The sequence below is a fragment of the Brevundimonas sp. Bb-A genome (genome assembly GCF_009394735.1).
Classification (GTDB): Bacteria; Pseudomonadota; Alphaproteobacteria; order Caulobacterales; family Caulobacteraceae; genus Brevundimonas; species Brevundimonas aurantiaca.
This window is the reverse complement of sequence record NZ_CP045456.1, coordinates 1311707-1332109: the sequence shown is the minus strand read 5'-3', so window position 1 is coordinate 1332109 and position 20403 is coordinate 1311707. Positions and strand designations below refer to the sequence as shown.

15 protein-coding genes and 1 pseudogene are annotated in these 20403 nt (G+C 66.2%); 14 read left to right on the top strand and 2 right to left on the bottom strand.

Annotation, left to right across the window (positions count from 1 at the left end):
- Positions 1-73: 73 nt before the first annotated feature.
- The 4 genes from BSP_RS06540 to BSP_RS06525 all read left to right on the top strand — a co-directional run bounded on the left by BSP_RS06540 (position 74) and on the right by BSP_RS06525 (position 3851).
- Positions 74-1348, top strand: coding sequence for an EAL domain-containing protein (locus tag BSP_RS06540; protein WP_152949701.1), 1275 nt, complete (start codon positions 74-76; stop codon positions 1346-1348).
- 194 nt (positions 1349-1542) lie between these two features.
- Complete coding sequence (locus BSP_RS06535) at positions 1543-2412, top strand: TIGR01459 family HAD-type hydrolase (protein WP_152949700.1); 870 nt, start codon at positions 1543-1545, stop codon at positions 2410-2412.
- Positions 2413-2451: 39 nt separating this feature from the next.
- Positions 2452-2913, top strand: a complete 462-nt coding sequence (locus tag BSP_RS06530) for a MaoC family dehydratase (RefSeq protein ID WP_152949699.1) — start codon at positions 2452-2454, stop codon at positions 2911-2913.
- Complete coding sequence (locus BSP_RS06525; RefSeq protein WP_152949698.1) at positions 2913-3851, top strand: bifunctional riboflavin kinase/FAD synthetase; 939 nt, start codon at positions 2913-2915, stop codon at positions 3849-3851. Before BSP_RS06530 ends, BSP_RS06525 begins: the two co-directional genes overlap by 1 nt.
- A 37-nt stretch (positions 3852-3888) precedes the next feature.
- On the opposite strand, the gene BSP_RS06520 is transcribed toward BSP_RS06525, so the two are convergent.
- On the bottom strand, positions 3889-4416 hold the full coding sequence (locus BSP_RS06520) for a gamma carbonic anhydrase family protein (protein WP_152949697.1): 528 nt from the start codon (positions 4414-4416) through the stop codon (positions 3889-3891).
- Positions 4417-4728: 312 nt separating this feature from the next.
- Here BSP_RS06520 and BSP_RS06515 point away from each other — a divergent pair, with 312 nt between their 5' ends.
- The 9 genes from BSP_RS06515 (at position 4729) to BSP_RS06475 (ending at position 18297) form a co-directional block, all read left to right on the top strand.
- A complete protein-coding gene (locus BSP_RS06515; RefSeq protein ID WP_152949696.1) occupies positions 4729-5520 on the top strand; it encodes a PhoH family protein in 792 nt (263 codons plus the stop codon).
- 425 nt (positions 5521-5945) lie between these two features.
- The gene (locus BSP_RS06510) at positions 5946-8192 is read left to right on the top strand and encodes a beta-glucosidase (RefSeq protein WP_054766856.1); all 2247 of its coding nucleotides are present in this window, start codon (positions 5946-5948) and stop codon (positions 8190-8192) included.
- Between the two features lie 48 nt (positions 8193-8240).
- A complete protein-coding gene (locus tag BSP_RS06505) occupies positions 8241-11375 on the top strand; it encodes a TonB-dependent receptor (protein ID WP_227976064.1) in 3135 nt (1044 codons plus the stop codon).
- 71 nt (positions 11376-11446) lie between these two features.
- Positions 11447-12976 (top strand): tryptophan halogenase family protein, encoded by a 1530-nt coding sequence (locus tag BSP_RS06500; protein WP_152949695.1) that lies wholly within the window; start codon positions 11447-11449, stop codon positions 12974-12976.
- An 8-nt stretch (positions 12977-12984) separates the two neighbouring features.
- Positions 12985-14535 (top strand): tryptophan halogenase family protein, encoded by a 1551-nt coding sequence (locus BSP_RS06495; protein ID WP_152949694.1) that lies wholly within the window; start codon positions 12985-12987, stop codon positions 14533-14535.
- A 65-nt stretch (positions 14536-14600) separates the two neighbouring features.
- Positions 14601-15653, top strand: coding sequence for a LacI family DNA-binding transcriptional regulator (locus BSP_RS06490; protein WP_221233667.1), 1053 nt, complete (start codon positions 14601-14603; stop codon positions 15651-15653).
- Positions 15654-15805: 152 nt separating this feature from the next.
- Positions 15806-17128 (top strand): UDP-glucose/GDP-mannose dehydrogenase family protein, encoded by a 1323-nt coding sequence (locus BSP_RS06485; protein ID WP_054764984.1) that lies wholly within the window; start codon positions 15806-15808, stop codon positions 17126-17128.
- The gene (locus BSP_RS06480; protein WP_152949692.1) at positions 17125-18102 is read left to right on the top strand and encodes an NAD-dependent epimerase/dehydratase family protein; all 978 of its coding nucleotides are present in this window, start codon (positions 17125-17127) and stop codon (positions 18100-18102) included. The genes BSP_RS06485 and BSP_RS06480 overlap by 4 nt, the downstream gene beginning before the upstream one ends.
- Before the next feature lie 51 nt (positions 18103-18153).
- Positions 18154-18297, top strand: coding sequence for a hypothetical protein (locus BSP_RS06475; protein ID WP_152949691.1), 144 nt, complete (start codon positions 18154-18156; stop codon positions 18295-18297).
- 10 nt (positions 18298-18307) lie between these two features.
- Here the strand turns inward: BSP_RS06475 and BSP_RS06470 are convergent, their stop codons facing one another.
- On the bottom strand, positions 18308-18583 hold the full coding sequence (locus tag BSP_RS06470) for a hypothetical protein (RefSeq protein WP_152949690.1): 276 nt from the start codon (positions 18581-18583) through the stop codon (positions 18308-18310).
- Positions 18584-18733: 150 nt separating this feature from the next.
- Here BSP_RS06470 and BSP_RS06465 point away from each other — a divergent pair.
- A pseudogene (locus tag BSP_RS06465) lies at positions 18734-20365 on the top strand (family 43 glycosylhydrolase).
- The last annotated feature ends 38 nt before the right edge of the window (positions 20366-20403 follow it).

Sequence of the window (20403 nt, the reverse complement as noted above, 5' to 3'; positions counted from 1 at the left end):
CCCGGCTCTAGCCGAACGCCATTGATAGCCTGATACTCAGGCGATTCCATCCGGGAGTGGCCACCGCCAGCCGATGCGCAACCTGACCACGGGCTTTCTCTACTTCGCCTATCTGTTCCTCGGCATGACCGTGGGGGCCTTCCTGTGGCGTGCGGGTTTGGGCGCCGGCGCAGGCGTGGCGGGGGCGATCGGGGCGCTGGGCCTGTTGGGCGCCTTCCACGGCATCGTCACCGGCATGGCGGCGCGCCGCGCTCTGAAGAAGGAAATCGACCAGGTGCGCGAGGCGCATCGGCTGCTGGCCGATGCGATGGAATCGACGCAGGGCGCCCTGACCGAACTGGCCCAGGCCATTGAAAGCGGCGCCCTGTCGGACACCGACGCCCTGACCGGCGAGGTTCGGATGCTGGAGACCCTGGTCCAGCAGATGAGCGACAGCATCGACCAGCGTCTGGCCAGCGCGCCCAGTCTGGGCGTCGAGACCTTCGAAGGCCGCCGCCAGGCCCAGTCCAACGTTCTGCTGCGGACCATCCACGAGGCGCTGAGCCAGGGGCGGGTCGATCTGTATCTTCAGCCCGTCGTCTCCCTGCCGCAACGCCGCACCCTCTTCTATGAGAGCTTCACCCGCCTGCGCGACGCCAGCGACCGGGTGATGATGCCGGCGGAGTATCTGTCCCTGGCGGAGGGCGAAGGCCTGGTGCCGGCGATCGACAATCTGCTGCTGTTCCGCTGCGCCCAGATCGTGCGCCGGCTGTCGCGCCAGGACCGTAAGGTTGGGGTCTTCTGCAACGTCGCCCTGACCTCCTTGGGCGATGAGACCTTCTTCCCGCGCTTCCTGGACTTCCTGAACGAGAACCGCGACCTGAACCAGGCCCTGATCTTCGAACTGGGCCAGGCGACCTTCGACGCGCGCGGCGCGGTCGAGGCTCGCAACATGGCCAAGCTGGCGGACCTGGGCTTCCGCTTTTCGCTGGACAAGGTCCAGACCCTGGACCTGGACTTCGCCGATCTGCAGCGTTCGGACGTGAAGTTCATCAAGGTGGCGGCCGATCTGCTGATCGAGCAGCTGCTGGACCTGGACGGCGGCGCGCCCTTGCGCTCCATGCCCGACATTCAGGCGGCGGATTTCGCCGCCTTGACCCGCCGCTACGGCGTCGAGGTGATCGCTGAAAAGGTCGAGGCGGAACGTCAGGTCGTCGACATCCTCGAACTGGACGTTGCCATGGGCCAGGGCCATCTGTTCGGCGAGCCCCGCGCCATCAAGGAACAGGTGCTGGCCGAAACCGACCCTCCGGCCGAATTCCTGCGCTCCACCCTGCGCAGCGCTGAGCAGCGGCGTCGGTTCAGCTGATCGCTCCATATCTGTCTCCTCCCCATGACATGGGGAGGTGGCGCGGCGCGCCTTCCGCGCCGTGACGGAGGGGTGCTTTTCGCAGCCCAGGCGCTTAAGCGGCGTCAAGAGCCGCTCCACCGCTTTGCGGTCCCCCTCCCCATTTCATGGGGAGGAGACTTTCGTCAGCCCGTCGGAGCAGCTACTCAGCGCCCATGACCCTCCCCCACGCCCTGCCCCATCTCGAAGCCGTCGCCGGCGACTACGACATCCTGCTGTGCGACGTCTGGGGGGTGATCCACAATGGACGAGAGAGCTGGGCGGGTCCGTGCGAGGCCCTCACCCGGTTCAACGCCCAGGGCGGCCATGTGGTGCTGATCTCCAACTCGCCGCGCCCGGCCTCGGATGTCGTCGCCCAGTTGGACGGGCTGGGCGTGCCGCGTGAGGCGTGGAAGGCCTTCGTCACCTCGGGCGACGCGACCCGCGCCGAACTGGCCAAGCGCGCCCCCGGCCCGGCGTGGATCGTCGGGCCCGAACGCGACGCTCCCCTGTACGCCGGTCTGAACCTGGCTCGGACCGACAGCGCCGAGTACGCCGCCTTCATCTCCGTCACCGGGCCGGTCGATGACACGGTCGAGACGCCGGAGGACTATCGTGAACGACTGGCTGTCGGCGCGGCGCGGGATCTGGAGCTGATCTGCGCCAATCCGGATCGGGTGGTCCAGCGCGGCGATCAGCTGATCTATTGCGGCGGGGCCTTGGCCGACCTCTATGAGGCTTTGGGCGGCCGGGTCGTCATGGCCGGAAAGCCTTTCGGCCCCATCTACGACCTGGCCTTGAGAGAGGCGGAACGTCTGCTGGGACGGCCCGTGGACCGGTCGCGCGTCCTGTGCATCGGCGACGGGGTCGTGACCGACGTCATGGGGGCCAATGCGCAAGGCCTGGACTGCCTGTTCATCGCGCAAGGGATCCACGGCGACCAGGCCAGGGGCGAGAACGGAAGCCTCGATTCCGCCCGCGCCGGCGAACTTCTGAAGGCTGAAACAACATATGCGCGCTACGCCGCGCTCGAACTGGCCTGGTAAGGCTCGCCATTTTGTCGCACCGCCGCTAAAGCCTGATCCATGGTCGAATTGGTTCAGCAACATCCGTCCGGCGGCTACATCCTGGACGAGCTTCACATCGGCATGGCGGCCGAAAAAATCGTCGTGGCGACGGAGGACCGGATTCGGCTGTTCGCCGAGGCGTCCGACGATTTCAACCCGGTGCATCTGGACGAGGCCTTCGCCTCCAAGACCGCCTACCGCGGTCGCATCGCCCACGGCCTGCTCAGCGCCTCCTTCGGCTCGGCCGTGGTCGGCACCATCCTGCCGGGGGCGGGGTCGATCTACATCTCCCAGACCCTGGCCTTCCATCAGCCGGTGCGGATCGACGATGTGGTCCGTATCCGGATCACCGTGATCGAGGTCGAGGCCGAGAGCGCGCGGGTCAAGCTGAGCTGCGAAGGCTTCGTCGGCGAGACGATGATCATGGACGGGATCGCCGTGGTTCGCGTTCCGCGCCGGCGCAAACCGTCCCAGCGCTGATGCAGATTGCGCGTATTTGGCGCGAATGGCGCGACCTGCCCGGCGCCCTGAAGGGTGCGGCGGTTGCGGTCGGCGCCTTCGACGGCGTGCATCGCGGGCACCAGGCGGTCATTGCAGGGGCCAAGGCCGCCGCCGAACGGCTGGGCGCCCCGCTGGGCGTGGTCAGTTTCGATCCCCATCCGCGCCGCTGGTTCCAGCCCGAGGCCGCGCCCTTTCGCCTGATGACCGCCGACCAGATGGCGCGGGCTCTGGCGCCCCTGGGAGTCGACATCCTTTATCTGCTGCCGTTCGACGGCGAGATGGCGGGCATGAGCGACGCCGACTTCGCCGAACAGGTGCTGGCCCAGGGTCTGGGCGTGCGACACGCCGCCGTCGGCTTCGACTTCACCTTCGGCAAGGGGCGGTCCGGCTCGCCCGAGGCGCTGCGGGCCTATGGCGAGCGGCTGGGCTTCACGGTCTCGGTGGCCGAACGCCTGGACGACGCCGACGGGCTGAAACTGTCGTCCAGCGCCGTGCGCGAGGCCCTTAAGGCCGGAGACATGGACCGGGCCGCCGCCATACTGGGCCGCCCCTTCGCCATCCAGGGCGAGGTGATCCACGGCGACAAGCGCGGGCGCACCATCGGCGTGCCGACCGCCAATATCGCCTTGGGCGACTACATGCGTCCGGCCTACGGCGTCTATGCGACCCGCAGCCGCCTGCCTGACGGCCGGCTGGTTGACGGCGTCGCCAGCCTGGGCGTGCGGCCCATGTATGCGCTGGAGACCCCGCTCTTGGAGGTCTGGCTGTTCGACTTCGACGGCGACCTTTACGGCCAGACCCTCGAGACCGACCTGATCGCCTGGCTGCGCGGCGAAGAAAGCTTCGAGGGGTTGGAAGCATTGAAGGCTCAGATCGACGCCGATGCGGCGGCGGCGCGGGCGGTTCTGGCTTCCTGATGTCCACTCATCACGGCGAAAGCCGGGATGAGCGAGATTAGAGCGGGCGCAACTCCGCCGCAAACCGCTTCCAGTTCTGCACATAGTGCTCCGCCGACATCTGAAGCACGGCGATCTGGGCGGGATCGCGGTCGCGCACCACCTTGCCCGGCTGGCCCACCACCAGACTGTTGTCGGGGATTACCTTGCCCTCGGTCAGCAGGGCGTTGGCGCCGATGATGCAGTTGCGGCCGATCTTCACCCCGTTCAGCACCACCGCCCCAATCCCGATCAGACTGTAGTCCCCGACTTCGCAGCCGTGCAGCATGGCCTTATGCCCGACGGTGACGCCCCGCCCCAGGGTCAGGGGCGAGCCCATGTCGGTGTGCAGGACGCTGCCGTCCTGAATATTGGTGTCGGGGCCCACGGTGATCGGCTCATTGTCGCCGCGCAGCACCGCCCCGAACCAGACGCTGGCGTTGACGTGCAGAATCACGTTTCCAATTACGGATGCGTTCGGCGCCACCCAGTATTCGCCCTGCGGCGGAAACTGAGGTTTGCTGTCGCCTAATGCGTAAATGGTCATCAGAATGCCGCCTAATCTTCGAAAATTGAGGGCTTTAACAGATTTCTAACCACGATAGCATCTAACTGTTGATGCGATTCGAGGGTCGCCATTTCGGCCCCGGATCCGAAGCCGGATCAAGCCCGATCCGGTCAATTGTCGGGGCTTTCGCTTGGCGCGTTGGGATCCTGGTTCGGTTGTTCGGGAACGGGCCCATCCCGTTTCGGACGGCCCGGCCGTTGATCCCGGTGGTCGCCGCGGCGCAGGCCGTGACCCCTTCCTCCCCAAGACCAGCCAAGGCGGAACCCGTGTGGGTCCGCCTTTTTTCATGCCCTGGAGGCGTCCATGACCAAGCGTGCGGCAATGAAGCGTCAGTCCCGTGAAAACGGACTCCTGGATTCGCGAGAGTTCATGGAGGAATCAAAGGTGCGGCGCCTGCACGCCCCCCACAACGAACGGTCAGGCTGGTCGCCCTATCCCAACAATGACGACCGGGACCAGGGCTATCTGAAGACGCTGAAGCCCAAGTCGGACGGTCAGCACGAACTGATGGCGGCCATCGACGCGCACAATCTGGTCATGGCCCTGGGACCGGCAGGGACCGGCAAGACCTATCTCGCCGTCGCCAAGGCGGTCGAGGCGCTTGAGGCCGGCAAGGTCGGCCGCATCGTCCTGAGCCGCCCCGCCGTCGAGGCCGGCGAATCGATCGGCTTCCTGCCGGGCGACATGGAGGACAAGCTGGCCCCCTATCTGCGCCCGCTCTACGACGCCCTGTCGGACCGGCTGTCGATGAAACGGGTCAAGGCCCTGATGGCCGAGGGCCTGATCGAAATCGCCCCCATCGGCTACATGCGCGGCCGCACCCTGAACAACGCCTTCATCGTCGTCGATGAGGCCCAGAACTGCACCTATGTGCAGCTGAAGATGCTGCTGACGCGCCTCGGCTGGCATTCGACCATGGTGGTCACGGGCGACCCCCACCAGTCGGACCTGCTGCCCGGCGTGTCCGGCCTGGCGGATATTTCCGCCCGGCTGGAGGCGGTCGACAACATCGCCGTGGTGCGTCTGGCCGAACGCGACATCGTCCGCCACCCGCTGGTGGCCTCGATGATCGGGGTGCTCTGAACGCCCTGCGGGTCTGAGTAGAGGGAGGGCCGGCGTCCCAGCGCGCCGGCCCTCTCTTTTTGCGCGCCCGTCGCCCCATCCGCAGAAGGGCCCTGAAACGACATGTGAACTGGGGGTGTCATAACCACGTTCGATCATGGCCGTTTCGTGTTGTGAACGCTCTCAATCCATGCTTACCTGTTCATGCGAGGGGCCGAAGAGTCTCCGCACAGGGAGCGGAAAGTTGACGGCCTCTCCAGGTCGTCGAACCTCGGCGTCGAAGACGCTATCCGCAAACAGGATCGAAAAGCCTGCGACAGCAGGCGATGCTGTCGGCTGCCCGCCGCCATCATCGATCCTGTGCGGCGCATCCCAACTCTTGTCCTGACGGCGGTCGCCGTCGCGCAATCGGTTCGGGGCGTCTCTTGAAGTTTTCCAAGTCCTTGATGATCAGCCGTCTCGCCCTGGCCTTCGCCGTGGGCGTGACGCCCGCCGGCGCACTCGCGCAGCCGGCGCAGTCTGCGCCCCAGACGGAGACGGCCGCCGCCCAATCGCGCGCCGACGCCCTGCTGGCGCGAATGACGCAGGACGAAAAGCTTCAGCTGATCCACGGCTATTTCCCGCCCATGGCGGCGCGGACGCCGGGCGCCCCAGTCGCCGACATGATTCCCTCGGCCGGCCACATCCCGGGAATTCCCCGCCTGGGCATACCCAATCTGCGCGAAAGCGACGCCAGCCTGGGCGTCGCCAACCAGGTCGAGCAGCGCAAGGGCGACGTCGCCACCGCCCTGCCCTCCAGCCTGGCGACCGCCGCCACCTTCGATCCCGAGATCGCCTACGCCGGCGGGGCCATGATCGGCTCGGAGGCGCGGGCCAAGCGGTTCAACATCCTGCTGGCCGGCGGGGTGAACCTGACGCGCGATCCGTGGGCCGGACGGAATTTCGAATATCTGGGCGAGGATCCTCTGCTGGCCGGGGTCATGGCCGGGGAGCATATCCGCGGCGTCCAGTCGAACAGGATCGTTTCGACCATCAAACATTTCGCCTTCAACGCGCAAGAGACGGGGCGGATGATCATGGATGCGCGGCTGGACGAGGCGTCCCTGCGCGAAAGCGACCTCTTGGCCTTCCAGATCGCCATAGAGCGGGGGAACCCCGGCTCGGTCATGTGCGCCTACAACAAGGTCAACGGCGACTGGGCCTGCGAGAACGACGTCCTGCTGAACCAGGTGCTGAAGCGCGACTGGGCCTATGACGGCTGGGTCATGTCGGACTGGGGCGCGGTCCATTCGACCGAGAAGGCGGCCCTGGCGGGGCTGGACCAAGCCTCGGGTCAGGAGCTGGACCGGGCGCTTTATTTCGACGCGCCCTTCCGGGAGGCTCTGGAAGCCGGACGGATCCCACAGGCGCGGCTGGACGACATGGTGCGCCGCCTGCTGGTCGGCCTGATCCGGACCGGGGTGCTGGACGCGCCCGTGGTGACGACCGAACAGCCGATCGACTACGCCCGCAACGCCGAGGTCGCCCAGCGCGCGGCCGAGGCCGGAATCGTGCTGCTGAAGAACGACGGCGGGGTCCTGCCCCTGGCCAGGACGGCGAAGCGGATCGTGCTGATCGGCGGCCATGCCGACGTCGGCGTCCTGTCGGGCGGCGGATCGTCCCAGGTGCGGTCGGTCGGCGGGGCGCCGGTCGAGATTCCCCTGACCTCGGGGGCCGCAGCCTCGTTCGCGCGGATCACTTGGCATGCGTCCTCACCGCTGAACGCCATTCGGGCGATCGCGCCGGAGGCGACCGTGACCTATGTCGACGGCAAGGATCCGGCGGCTGCGGCTGCTGCGGCGCGAGCGGCGGACGTCGCCGTCGTCTTTGCGACCCAGTGGACCACCGAGGCCCAGGACGTCGAGACCCTGTCCCTGCCCGACGGACAGGACGCCCTGATCGAGGCGGTCGCCGCCGCCAACGACAAGACCGTAGTGGTGCTGGAGACCGGCGGGCCGGTGCTGATGCCCTGGCTGGAGAAGACCCCGGCGGTGATCCAGGCCTGGTATCCCGGCCAGCGCGGCGGCGAGGCCGTCGCCCGCATCCTGTTCGGCGAGGTCAATCCGTCGGGCCGTCTGCCGATCACCTTCCCCGCCTCGGCGGATCAGGCGCCGCGCCCGACGCCGCCGGGCCTCGAGGCGCTGAAGAGCGCCGAGGCCGCAGCCGCCGCCAATCCCGGCGCACCCCAGGCCGGCGAAATCCAGGGTTTCGCGGTGGACTATGCCGAAGGCTCGGACGTCGGTTACCGCTGGTACGAACGCGAAGGCAAGACGCCCCTGTTCCCGTTCGGATACGGCCTCAGCTACACAAGCTTCGCCTATTCCAACCTGGCGGCGTCCAGCGCAGACCAGCTCAGCGTCAGCGTCGATGTGACCAATACCGGCGCGCGGGCCGGCGCCGAGGTTGCGCAACTCTATGTCGCTTCGGGCGATCGGCCCCGCCGTCTGGCCGCCTTTGCGCGGGTGAACCTGGCGCCGGGCGAGACGCGCCGCGTCACCCTGACGGCCGAGCCCCGCATCCTGGCCGAATACGACACCGCCCTGCCCGGCTGGCGCATCACGCCGGGCGATTACCGCATCACCGTCGCCCGCGACGCCGCCGAGCCGGGGTTGAGCGCGACGACCACGCTTTCAGGGTCGACCATCAAACCTTGAACCAATGCCGCACAACAAAACGCGGCGCCACCGAGGAGGGAGAAAGAGATGAGAATCCACAAGAGGCCCATGGTTGCGGCCTTGCTGGCGAGTTCGGCGCTGGTCGCGCCGGCCTACGCCCAGACGGGGGCCCAGACCGCTGAACCGGCGGCGACGCAGGAGCCGACCGAGGTCGGCGAAATCGTCGTGACCGGCATCCGCGCGTCGCAGACCCAGTCGATCAACGTCAAGCGCAATGAGACCGCTTTGGTCGATGCGATTTCGGCGGAAGACATCGGCAAACTGCCTGACGTCACCGTGGCCGATGCCCTGCAACGCATCGCCGGCATCCAGATCCGCCGCACCGCAGGTGAGGGCTCCACCGTCAACATCCGCGGCCTGCCGCAGGTTGTGACCCTGCTGAACGGCGAACAATATCTGAGCCCCGGCAACCTGGGCAGCGCCCAGCCGAACCTGAACGACGTGCCGTCGCAGCTGATGAGCTCGATCGTCGTATTCAAGTCGCAGGACGTGACGAACGCCCTGTCCGGCATCTCCGGCACCATCGATCTGCGCACCCGTCGTCCGATGGACTTCAGCTACGGAACGACCGTCACCGGCGCCGCCGAATACCAGACGGGCGAACGCACTCGTCAGGACGACTACCTGATCAACGGCCTGCTGAACTGGCGCGGCGACCGCATGGGCGTCATGGTCTCGGGCGTGCTCAGCAATTCGAACCTGGGCAATAACTACGCGGGCACCGCCGGCAGCCTGTTCGGCAGCAACGACTGGGGCGGTTCGGGCAACGCTTGGCTGGCGCCCCACGGCTACGAAATGTTCAACCGCGTGGTCGAGCGCGAACGGGTCGGTCTGAACGCCGCCTTCCAGTTCGACATCGAAGACGGCATTCGTCTGACGGCCGAGGCCTTCTACACCAAACAGGACGAGTACAATCGCGCCGCCGGCCTGAACGTCTCCAACCGCTGGAGCGGGCTGGGGTGGACCACCCCGACCGAGTCGACCGACACGGGCCTGGGTTGGCTCGACGTCGAGGAATATGATCTGGACGCCTGGTGGGTGAACTCCTTCACCGTCAACCGCGTCACCAACAATGAGTCCAAGAACTTCAACCTGGAGCTGGACTACGACAAGGGCGGTCCCTTCACCTTCAATGCGCGGGCGATCAAGGCCGAGGCCTCGCTGCTGAGCATGAACGGTCAGGTCCAGGGCGACCTGTCCAACTGGGAGTACGGATCGGACCGCGCCTTCACCCTGTTCCGCCAAGCGGCGGACCGCACCCGCGGCACCTTCTACCCCGCCTCGATCGCCGCCCTGTATCCGGCCTCACGCTATTCCAACAACGTCGTCGGCAGCCAAGGCGGTCGCTACATCACGCCCAACCCCTTCGGTTATGGGGCGGACCCGCAACTGCATATCGATACCGGCGGTTCGAAACTGGCCTGGAGCGGGTTCGAAAACAACATCGTCGGCGGCTTGGGCAATGTGCCGCTGAGCCAATATATGTCGAACCTCGATTCCTATACGGTCGGGGCCTATTCATCCGAAGGCAACCAGCGCAACAACTCGGATCTGACCGTTGTCCGTTTCGACGGCTCGTATGAGTTCCAAGAGCGCCCTGCTTTCGGCTTCCTAACCCGCGTCGACGCCGGGGTTCGCCACAGCGGTCGCGAGGTGGAGATCACCAACTTCCATCTGTTCTCGGACTTCTACGCCAATGCCGGCGCCGGCAACCAAGCGGGCTGCTCGGCCCAGTGGAAGGCCATCGACGTCGTGATGGACAATCCGCAGTGCCAGTCTGGCGAGTTCGTGACTAACCCCGGGTTCAATCCGGCCTTGGCGGTTGCGACCACGCCCAGCAGCTGTACGGCCGGCACGGTGGCCAACGCCCCCACCTGCTTCCAGGGCTATACCGTCAACCGCCCCACGCTGCTGCGCGAAAACAACAATACCTACTTCCTGACCGACTTCGGCTCGGTCGCCTCGGGCATTCCGGGGGTGTGGGTGGCTGATCCGCGCGATTTCGACGACCCCCGCGCCTTCCAGCAACGGGTCTTCGGCAACGCCTATGACGTCATCATTCCCGGCAACTCCTATGACGTCGATCTGTATGAGGACAGCGCCTATCTGAACGGCGCCGTCGAGTTCGGCGCCCTGCACGGCGACGTGGGCGTGCGGATGGTCCGGACCGAGCTTCGGGTCCGTCAAAATCAGACCGGCGACGTGCGCGCCTATGGCGACACGAACAACGATGTCGGCGACACGATTTCGAGCCGCAGCTACACGGACTGGCTGCCGTCGGTGAACCTGGCCTACGACTTCAGCGACAAGCTGCGTCTGCGGGCCGCCTACGCCAAAACCATGATCCCGCTGGATCTGGGCAACTACGGCGGCGGCGTCACCATATCGACGGCGGACTCCCAAGGTCCGACGCCCGCCGATCCGACCGCTCCGCCCGTCGGCGTTCGTCGGGTGACCGGGGCCACCCTGTCCGGAAGCCCGGACCTTGACCCTTGGCGTTCGGATAACTTCGATCTGGCGCTGGAGTACTATTACGGCCCGGCGACGATGTTCAACATCGCGGCCTTCCGCCTGAACATCGATAGCTTCGTCACCCGCGCCACCGTCCCCCAGAGCGGGTCATATGCGGACGGCGATGGCGTCATCCGCAGGCTGGTGGACGTCAACCGTCCGGTACAAGGCGACGGCGGCCAGCTTCAAGGCATCGAAATAGGCGCCAAGATCGGTCTGTCGGATTTCATCGACACGCCCATCTGGTCCGATTTCGGCTTCGACGGCAGCTACACCTTCTCGGACAGCTCCTCCAACTCGACGGCCCTGAACGGGGACGAACTGCCGTTCCAGGACAACTCGAAACACTCGCTGAACGCCGCCGTCTGGTACCAGGGCGACAAGCTTCAGGCGCGGGTCGCCTGGAACTATCGCACGCCGCGCCTCAACAGCACGTTCGGCAGCATCCCGATCTATCAGGATACGTCGCAATACGTGGATGTGAACGTGACCTATGACGTCAACGACATGGTCACGGTTTACGCCAACGGATCGAACGTCCTGGGCGAAATCGAGGAGTACTACCTCGAGTTCAAGCCGGGTGCGGAACAGTTCCAGAGCCGCAACGAGTTCGAGCCGCGCTACACCATCGGCGTGCGCGCTCGCTTCTGATCTCTTCCTGAGCAGACTGGCCGGCGGCATTCGTGTCGCCGGCCTCTTTTTTCGCGTATTGGGATCAGGCCATGGATGAGATCGACGATCCTCGCATCCGTTCCGTCGTCATCGTCGGCGGCGGCACCGCCGGCTGGATGACGGCTGCGGCCCTGGTCCAGCATTTCCGCAGCACACCGCTGAAGATCACCGTGGTCGAGTCCTCCGACATCGGCACGATCGGCGTGGGCGAGGCGACCATTCCCACCATCCGTCGCTTTTATGGCCAGCTGGGTCTGCACGACGAGGACGTGATGCGCGCCACCCAGGCGACCTGCAAACTGGGTATTCGTTTCATCGACTGGTCCGGGCCGGGCTCGGACTTCATCCATCCCTTCGGCCTGTACGGGCAGGACGTGAAGGGGATCGGTTTTCATCATTACTGGCTGAAGCAGAAGCGCGCGGGCGACCCCGCGCCGCTGGCGGCCTATTCCTTGGGCGCGTCCCTGGCCGCCGGGAACAAGTTCATCCAGCCCTCGCCTAATCCGCCGTCCCAGCTGTCGGTGTTCGACTGGGCGCTTCATCTGGACGCCGGCCTGTTCGCACAACATCTGCGCGCCTATGCCGAGGCCGGGGGCTGCGCCCGGATCGACGCCCGCATCCGCTCGGTCGAACTGCGGCCCGAGGACGGTTTCGTGCGCGCCCTGACGCTGGACGACGGGCGCGAGGTCGAGGGCGATCTGTTCGTCGACTGTTCGGGTTTCAAGGGCCTGGTGATCGGCGAGGCTTTGGGCGTCGGGTTCGAGGACTGGAGCCGCTGGCTGCCTTGCGACGCCGCCTATGCGGTGCAGAGCCAGAACCGGCCGGACGACGCCCCCGCCCCCTTCACCTGCGTCACCGCCCGGTCGGCCGGATGGCAATGGGGGATTCCGCTGCGCCACAGGGCCGGCAACGGCCTGGTGTTTTCCAGCGCCCATCTGAGCGACGATCAGGCCCTGGCCGAGCTGATGCCCCATCTGCTGGGCGATGCGCTGACCGAGCCGCGGCGCATTCCCTTCCGCCCCGGCCGGCGGTCGCAGGCCTGGGCCAAGAACTGCGTCGCCATCGGCCTGTCGTCCGGCTTTCTGGAGCCGCTGGAAAGCACCAGCATCGCCCTGATCGAGACGGGCATCGAGCGGCTGAAGGCCCTGTTCCCCGACCGTCGCTTCGCCCAGCCGATCCTGGACGAATTCAATGATCAGACCGCGCGGGAGATGGAGCGGGTCCGGGACTTCATCATCCTGCATTACAAGCTGAACCGGCGGACCGACACTGACTTCTGGCGCGACTGCCGCGAGATGGCCGTCCCGGAGACCCTGGAGCGCAAGCTCGCCCTGTGGACCGCGCGGGGTCAGTTCGTCCGCTATCGGTGGGAGATGTTCCACCCGGCCAGCTGGCTGGCCATCTATGACGGGTTCGGCCTGTATCCCGACCATTACGACCCCGCCGTCGACGCCATGGACCCCGCCTATCTGGCGCGCAGCCTGTCCGAGATGCGGACCAATATCGCCGACTTCGTCGCCCGGACCCCCGATCACGCCCAATTCCTGGCCGGACTCGATCCCGCCGCCTCCGCCGCATGAGACCCCAGATGGACCAGCCCCGCCGCCCCCTGAAGAAGATCTGCATCGTCGGCGGCGGGACCGCCGGCTGGATCGCCGCCGCCCTGATGGCCGAGCATTTCAAGGGCCGGATGGCCCAGGTCGAACTGGTCGAGTCCGACGACATCGGCACGATCGGGGTCGGCGAATCCACCGTGCCCCCCTTCCTGGAAATGCTGAAGCGGCTGGGGATCAACGAGCAGGACTTCATCCAGCAGACCCAGGCCAGCTTCAAACTGGGCATCCAGTTCGACGACTGGACCGAGAAGGGCGAAAGCTATTTCCACCCGTTCGGCGCCATCGGCGTGCCGGTGGACGTCAGCGACTTCTATCCGGTCTGGCTGAAGGCGCGGATGAACGGCTATCAGCGCCCGCTGATGGACTTCGCCTCTGCGGCGCGGATGGCGGCCCACGAAAGGTTCATGCTGCCGTTCAAGGCCCAGCGCAGCCCCATCGGCGGGGCCTCCTACGCCGTCCATGTGGATGCGAAGCGGGTGGCCCGCTATCTGCGCGACTTCGCCGAAGCGCGGGGGGTGAAGCGGACCGAAGGCATCGTCGAGGATGTGATGACGCGGCCCGACGGCTTCGTCACCGGCGTGAAACTGAAATCGGGCCAGACGGTCGAGGCGGACTTCTTCATCGACTGCACCGGCTTCCGCGCCCTGCTGATCGGCAAGACCCTGGGCGTCGGCTATACAGACTGGTCCGAATGGCTGATGTGCGACCGGGCCATCGCGGTCCAGACCGAGAATGTCGGGGCGCCCAAACCCTATACATTGGCCCAGGCCCAGGACTGCGGCTGGCGCTGGCGCATCCCGCTGCAGCACCGGACCGGCAACGGCCATGTCTTCTGCAGCCGCTACATGTCGGACGACGAGGCGACGGCGCGCCTGCTGGCCCAGGTCGAGGGCCGGCCCGTGGTCAATCCGATGGTGGTGCCGTTCAAGACCGGGGTGCGGGAGAAGATCTGGGACAGGAACGTCCTGTCCCTGGGTCTGGCCAGCGGCTTCATCGAGCCGCTGGAATCGACGGCCATCCATCTGATCTATCGCGGGATGGACTTCTTCTTCCGGCTGATGCCGGATCTGGACTGCGATCCGAAACTGGCGGCCGAATACAATCGGCGGATGACCGTGGACTATGAGGAGATCCGCGACTTCATCATCCTGCACTATGCCCTGACGCGGCGGGACGACACGCCCTTCTGGCGGGAATGCCGGGACATGGTCCTGCCCGAGGGGTTGCAGCACAAGCTGGACGTCTTCCGCGCCAACGGCAGCCTGGTCGAGGCGCTGGACCCCCTGTTCCGCAATGTCAGCTGGTACGCGGTGATGGACGGCATGGGGGTGACGCCCCGCTCCTATCCGCCGCTGGTGGACCGGATCGACTTCACCGGCCTGACCGCCGAGATGGACCGGGCCGCCGATATTCTGAACGCCTTCGTCAAGGACCTGCCGTCGCATCAGCAGTTTCTGCAGGACAACTGTCCCGCCCCGCCGGTCGACCTGGCGCCGGTCGCCCCGGCCGCCGTACCCGCTTGATGCCGGCGCGCTTGCCTTGTCGCCGCCGAGCCTGACAGTATGAGGCGGGGATAAGGAACCAGAGTTTGCGCCGCGCCGTCACCATCAAGCATGTCGCCGCCGAGGCGGGCGTTTCCCTGCAGACGGTGTCGCGGGTCATCAACAACGAACCGAACGTGCGGCCCGTGGTGCAGGAGCGGGTGCGGGCGGCCGTGGCCAAGCTGGGCTATGTACCCAGTCTGGCGGCGCGGCGCATGGGGGGCTCGCGCTCCTATCTGCTGATGGCGCTGAACGACCGAGACCGGACCATCGAGGGCTGGAAGTCCGGCGAGGGCACCGACTGGGTCGACCAGATGCTGATGGGCGGCATGCTGAAGTGCGAGTCGCACGGCTATCGGATGATCTTCGAACTGGTCGACACCCATTCCGACCATGTGGATCGCGCCGTGCGCGCCGCCCTCGCCGCTCTTCACCCCGACGGCGTCATCCTGACCCCGCCGCACAGCGAAAACCCGGCCATCACCGGCCTGCTCAGCCAGTTGGGCCTGCCCTTTGCGCGGATCGCGTCGATCGCCGAGGGCGACGGGTTCGCCGTATCGATGGACGACGCCGAGGCCGCCGCCCACGCGACGGATCATCTTCTGTCCCTCGGCCATAGGCGCGTCGGCTTCGTCACCGGCAGCCCGCAATACGCAGTCAGCGACGCCCGCCTGTCCGGCTATCGCGCCGCGATGAGCGCTTCGCCCCATGGGCTGGACGAGACCCTGATCGGACGCGGCGACTTCTCCTATGAGTCGGGTGTCGCAGCTGTGGACGCCCTGCTCGATCTGCCGTCGCCGCCGACGGCGGTCGTCTGCAGCAATGACCGCATGGCCCTGGCGGCGATCCGCACCGCCCAGCGGCGCGGTCTTTCCACGCCGTCGGACCTGTCGGTCGTCAGTTTCGACAATACGCCCCTGGCGCGGTTCGCCGACATGACGGCGGTGATCCAGCCCGTCGCCGAGATGAGCGCGGTCGCCGCCGACCTGCTGATCCGGTTCAAGGCGGGGGAAACGGACTTGCCGTCCCAAAGCAGGGTGGCCTTCGGCTTTGCGCCTCGCGGCTCGACCGCCCCGCCCCGGTCTGGCGGCTCACGCTAGAGCCTGATCCGTTGAGGAGGAACCGCTTCGCGGTTCCGCCTGAAACGATCATGCTCTAGGCGACAGTCTTTTCGCAGAGGCCTTAATAAGTCCAGCAGCGCCCGGATCACATGATATAGGGCCGTCTCTCCTGTTCGTTTGAGGATGTTAGGATGCGCGTCGCGATGATCGGCACCGGCTATGTGGGCCTGGTGTCTGGGGCCTGTTTCGCCGATTTCGGCCACGTCGTGACCTGTATCGACAAGGATCCCTCCAAGATCGAGCGTCTGGAACGCGGCGAGATTCCGATCTTCGAGCCGGGGCTGGATGATCTGGTGGCCGCCAACGTCAAGGAAGGTCGGCTGTTCTTCACCCTGGACGGGGCCGAGGCGATCCGCCGGGCCGATGCGGTCTTTATCGCCGTGGGCACCCCGACCCGCCGCGGCGACGGTCATGCGGACCTGTCCTACGTCTATGCGGCGGCTGAGGAAATCGCGGGTCTGATCGACGGCTTCACCGTGATCGTCACCAAGTCCACGGTCCCGGTCGGCACCGGAGACGAGGTCGAGGCGGTGATCCGCAAGGCCAATCCCAACGCGGACTTCGTCGTGGTCTCCAATCCCGAGTTCCTGCGTGAGGGCGCCGCCATCGGCGACTTCAAACGCCCCGACCGGGTGGTGATCGGCGTCAACGACATCGAGGGCGACGCCGGCGCCCGCGCCAAGGCGGTGATGAGCGAACTGTACCGTCCGCTGAACCTGAACGAGAGTCCGCTGCTCTTCGTCGGCCGGCGCACGTCCGAACTGATCAAATACGCCGCCAACGCCTTCCTGGCGATGAAGATCACCTTCATCAACGAGATGGCGGACCTGTGCGAGGCGGTGGGCGCCGACGTGCAGCAGGTCGCGCGCGGCATCGGCCTGGACAAGCGCATCGGGTCGAAATTCCTGCACGCCGGCCCCGGCTATGGCGGCTCCTGCTTCCCCAAGGACACCCTGGCCCTGGTCCGCACGGCCCAGCAATATGAATCACCGGTGCGGTTGATCGAGACCACGGTCGAGGTCAATGACGCGCGCAAGAAGGCCATGGCCGGGCGGGTTGAAACCACCCTCGGCGCCGCCGTCGCTGGCAAGACGGTGGCCCTGCTGGGTCTGACCTTCAAGCCGAACACTGACGACATGCGCGACGCCCCAAGCCTGGACATCGCCCAGGCCCTGATCGCCGCCGGGGCCCAGGTCCAGGCCTTCGACCCCGAAGGCATGCCCGAGGCGGCCAAGCTGCTGCCGGACGTGAAGATGAAGGCCAACGCCTATGACGCGGTCGAGGGCGCCGACGCGGTGGTGATCGTGACGGAATGGGACCCGTTCCGCGCCCTGGATCTGGACCGGATCAAGCTGCTGATGAAACAGCCGGTGCTGATTGATCTGAGAAACATCTATCGTCCCGACGACATGGCGCGGCGTGGGTTCAAATACTCCGGGATCGGCCGCGGATGAGCGAAGGGCCGATCCTCGTCACCGGCGCCGCCGGCTTCATCGGCATGCATACGGCCGAGCGATTGCTGGCGCGCGGCGAGACGGTGGTGGGGATCGACAACTTCAACACCTATTACGACCCGGCGCTGAAAGAGGCCCGCGCGGCGCGGCTACAGGCCCGCGAGGGCTTTCGCCTGGTTCGGGCCGACATCGCCGAACATGAGCAGGTGCTGGCCCTGGTGCGGGATCAGGGGATCAAGCGGATCGTCCATCTGGCCGCCCAGGCCGGGGTTCGTTATTCGCTGGAGAATCCCTTCGCCTATGAGCGGTCGAATCTGGCGGGACATCTGTCGATCCTGGAGGCGGCCCGTCACGCCGAGGTCCAGCACCTGGTCTACGCCTCGTCCAGCTCGGTCTATGGCGATCGGCCGCTGGAAGGCTCGGGCTTTCGCGAGGACGATCCGACCGTGACGCCGGTCTCCTTGTACGCCGCCACCAAACGATCCTGCGAACTGCTGAGCCAGAGCTACGCCAAACTGTACGGCTTTCCCCAGTCAGGTCTGCGCTTCTTCACCGTCTATGGCCCCTGGGGTCGGCCGGACATGGCCTATTTCAGCTTCACGCGGAAGATCGCGCGCGGCGAACCGATCGAAGTCTATGGCGAAGGGCGCATGGCGCGCGACTTCACCTATATCGACGACATCGTGGACGGGATCGTCGGGGTCTTGGATCATCCGCCCGCGCCGGGCGGTCATGAGGTCTACAATATCGGCGACAGCCAGCCGGTCGGCCTGATGGAGATGATCTCCACCCTCGAAGCGGCGCTCGGCGCCGAGGCCGAAAAGATCATGCGCCCCATGCAGCCAGGCGACGTCACCGCCACCTATGCGGACGTCTCCAAGCTGAACGCCCTGATCGGCTATCGGCCAAAGGTGCCTCTGAAAGAGGGGCTTGAGAAGTTCGCCGCCTGGTGGCGCGGGTATGAAAACGGCTGAAGATCGAGGGCTGAGGCCGGAACGGACGGCGCTGAAGGCGGTTTTCAGCCCATGCCCAGACGCGCCCCCAAACCCCCGATCCTGAAGAGCAAGCGCGGCGTCGCCATCCTGCTCCTCGTCTTGGCCCTGATCTTCGGCCTGCTCTACTTCGGCGTCGGCGCCACCGCCTTCCTGCGAACCCAGCCGCCGATCTAGGCGGGCGTGCTCAGCCCTCGTTCAGATCATCTACAGCCTCGTCCTTGGCGGTGGTCGGGACGGGCGTGCTGGGATCGCCGCTGATCGGCCCCTGGGGCAGGTCGCCTTCGGGGCGCTGGTCGTGCGGCGTCTTCTGAACCGCCAGCGTATTGGGATCAGGGCCGATCTGGCCGCCCGGACCGACGCCGCCGGCCCGTTCCTGCAGCGCCTCGGACGGGGTGTTCAGCGACCGCCCGCGCGCCACGCCCGGCGGCAGGGCCGCCTCGGCCTCTTGTTCCTTGTTCATGTCGAACCTCCATCCAATGGGGACCAGGAGGTAACCGAACCCTGCCTGCCCGGTTCCTGCATCGTGTCAGGGTGTCGGGCTCCGGTCGCAAATTGACACCGGTAACAAACCTGACAAGCTGGCCGCAGAACAGGGATGAGGGAAACGCCCATGAGGTTCATCGACCGCCGCGCCGCACTGACCGGCCTTCTGGGCGGTGTCGCCGCCTCCGCCCTGCCGGTCCGGAGCGTTCTGGCACAGACGCTGGAAGAGGCCGCGCCGCTCGGCCGCGAATGGGCGAACATGAAATGGCGTCGCGGGATCGAAAACCAGCGGATGGCGGACCTGGGCGACGGGACCTTCCTCAACCCGATCCTGTCCGGCGACCACCCCGACCCGTCGATCCTGAAGGACGGCGACGACTATTACATGACCTTTTCGTCGTTCGAATCCGTGCCGGGCATCCATATCTGGCATTCGCGCGACCTGGTGAACTGGCGCCCCGTCACTGCGGCCCTCACCACCAATATCGGCTCGGTCTGGGCGCCCGAGCTGATCAAACACGAGGGGCGATTCTACTGCTACATCCCCGCCCGTTTCCCGGAGTACCGGTCGAACTACGTGATCTGGGCCGATCGTATCGAAGGGCCCTGGAGCGCGCCGATCGACCTGAAGCTGCCGGCCCATATCGACCCCGGCCACATCGTCGGCGAAGACGGCAAACGCTATCTATTCCTGAACGGCGGCGACTGAGTCCGGCTGACCGACGACGGCCTGGCGGTCGATGGTCCGGTCGAGGAGGGCGTCTATGACGCCTGGCGCTATCCCGAGGACTGGATCGTCGAAGGCTTCGCCCAGGAAGGCCCCAAACTTCTGAAGCGCGGCGATTATTTTTACATGATCACCGCCATCGGCGGCACCGCGGGTCCGCCGACGGGGCATATGGTCATCGCCGCCCGTTCCCGGTCCATCCATGGCCCGTGGGAAGACTGCCCGCACAATCCGATCGTCCGCACCCGCTCCGGCGCTGAAAAATGGTGGTCGCGCGGTCACGCCACCCTGGTCGAAGGTCCGGCCGGCGACTGGTGGATGGTCTACCACGGCTATGAGAACGCCTATTGGAGCCTGGGCCGCCAGACCCTGCTGGATCCGATCGAATGGACCGACGACGGCTGGTTCCGCGCCAGGGGCGGCGATCTGTCGCAGCCGATCCCCAAGCCGCGCGGCGGGCAGGCCGTACCCCACGGCATGGCCCTGTCGGACGATTTCTCAACCGACAAGTTCGGCCTTCAATGGAGCTTCTATGATCCGCAGCCGAACGAAAAGGACCGTCTGCGGCGAGACAGCGGCGTGCTTCATATGCGCGCTAAAGGCAGGGCGCCGGCGGACTGCTCGCCCCTGACCTTCGTCCAAGGCGAGCAAGCTTATGAAATTGAATGCGAAATCGAGATCGACCCCGGCGCGGTGGCGGGGCTGATTTTGTTCTACGATCGCGCCCTTTACGCCGGTCTGGGGTTCGACGCTCAGCGCTATGTCACCCACCAATACGGAATCGAACGTGGCCGCCCGGCCAATCCCCACGGACGGCGCATGTTCATCCGCCTGACCAACGCCTATCAGAACCTCTATTTCGACACCTCCGGCGACGGCGTGACCTGGCGGCGGTTCGATCGGGGCATGGAAGTTTCCGGCTACAATCAGAATGTTAGGGGCGGCTTCATGATGTTGCGTCCGGCCCTCTACGCCGCCGGAGAAGGTGAGGCGCGGTTCAGGAATTTCCGCTTCCGCGCGCTCGGCGCCTAAGCCGCCCGGGCGGCGTCGATGGGCGGTGATCGCCTCGT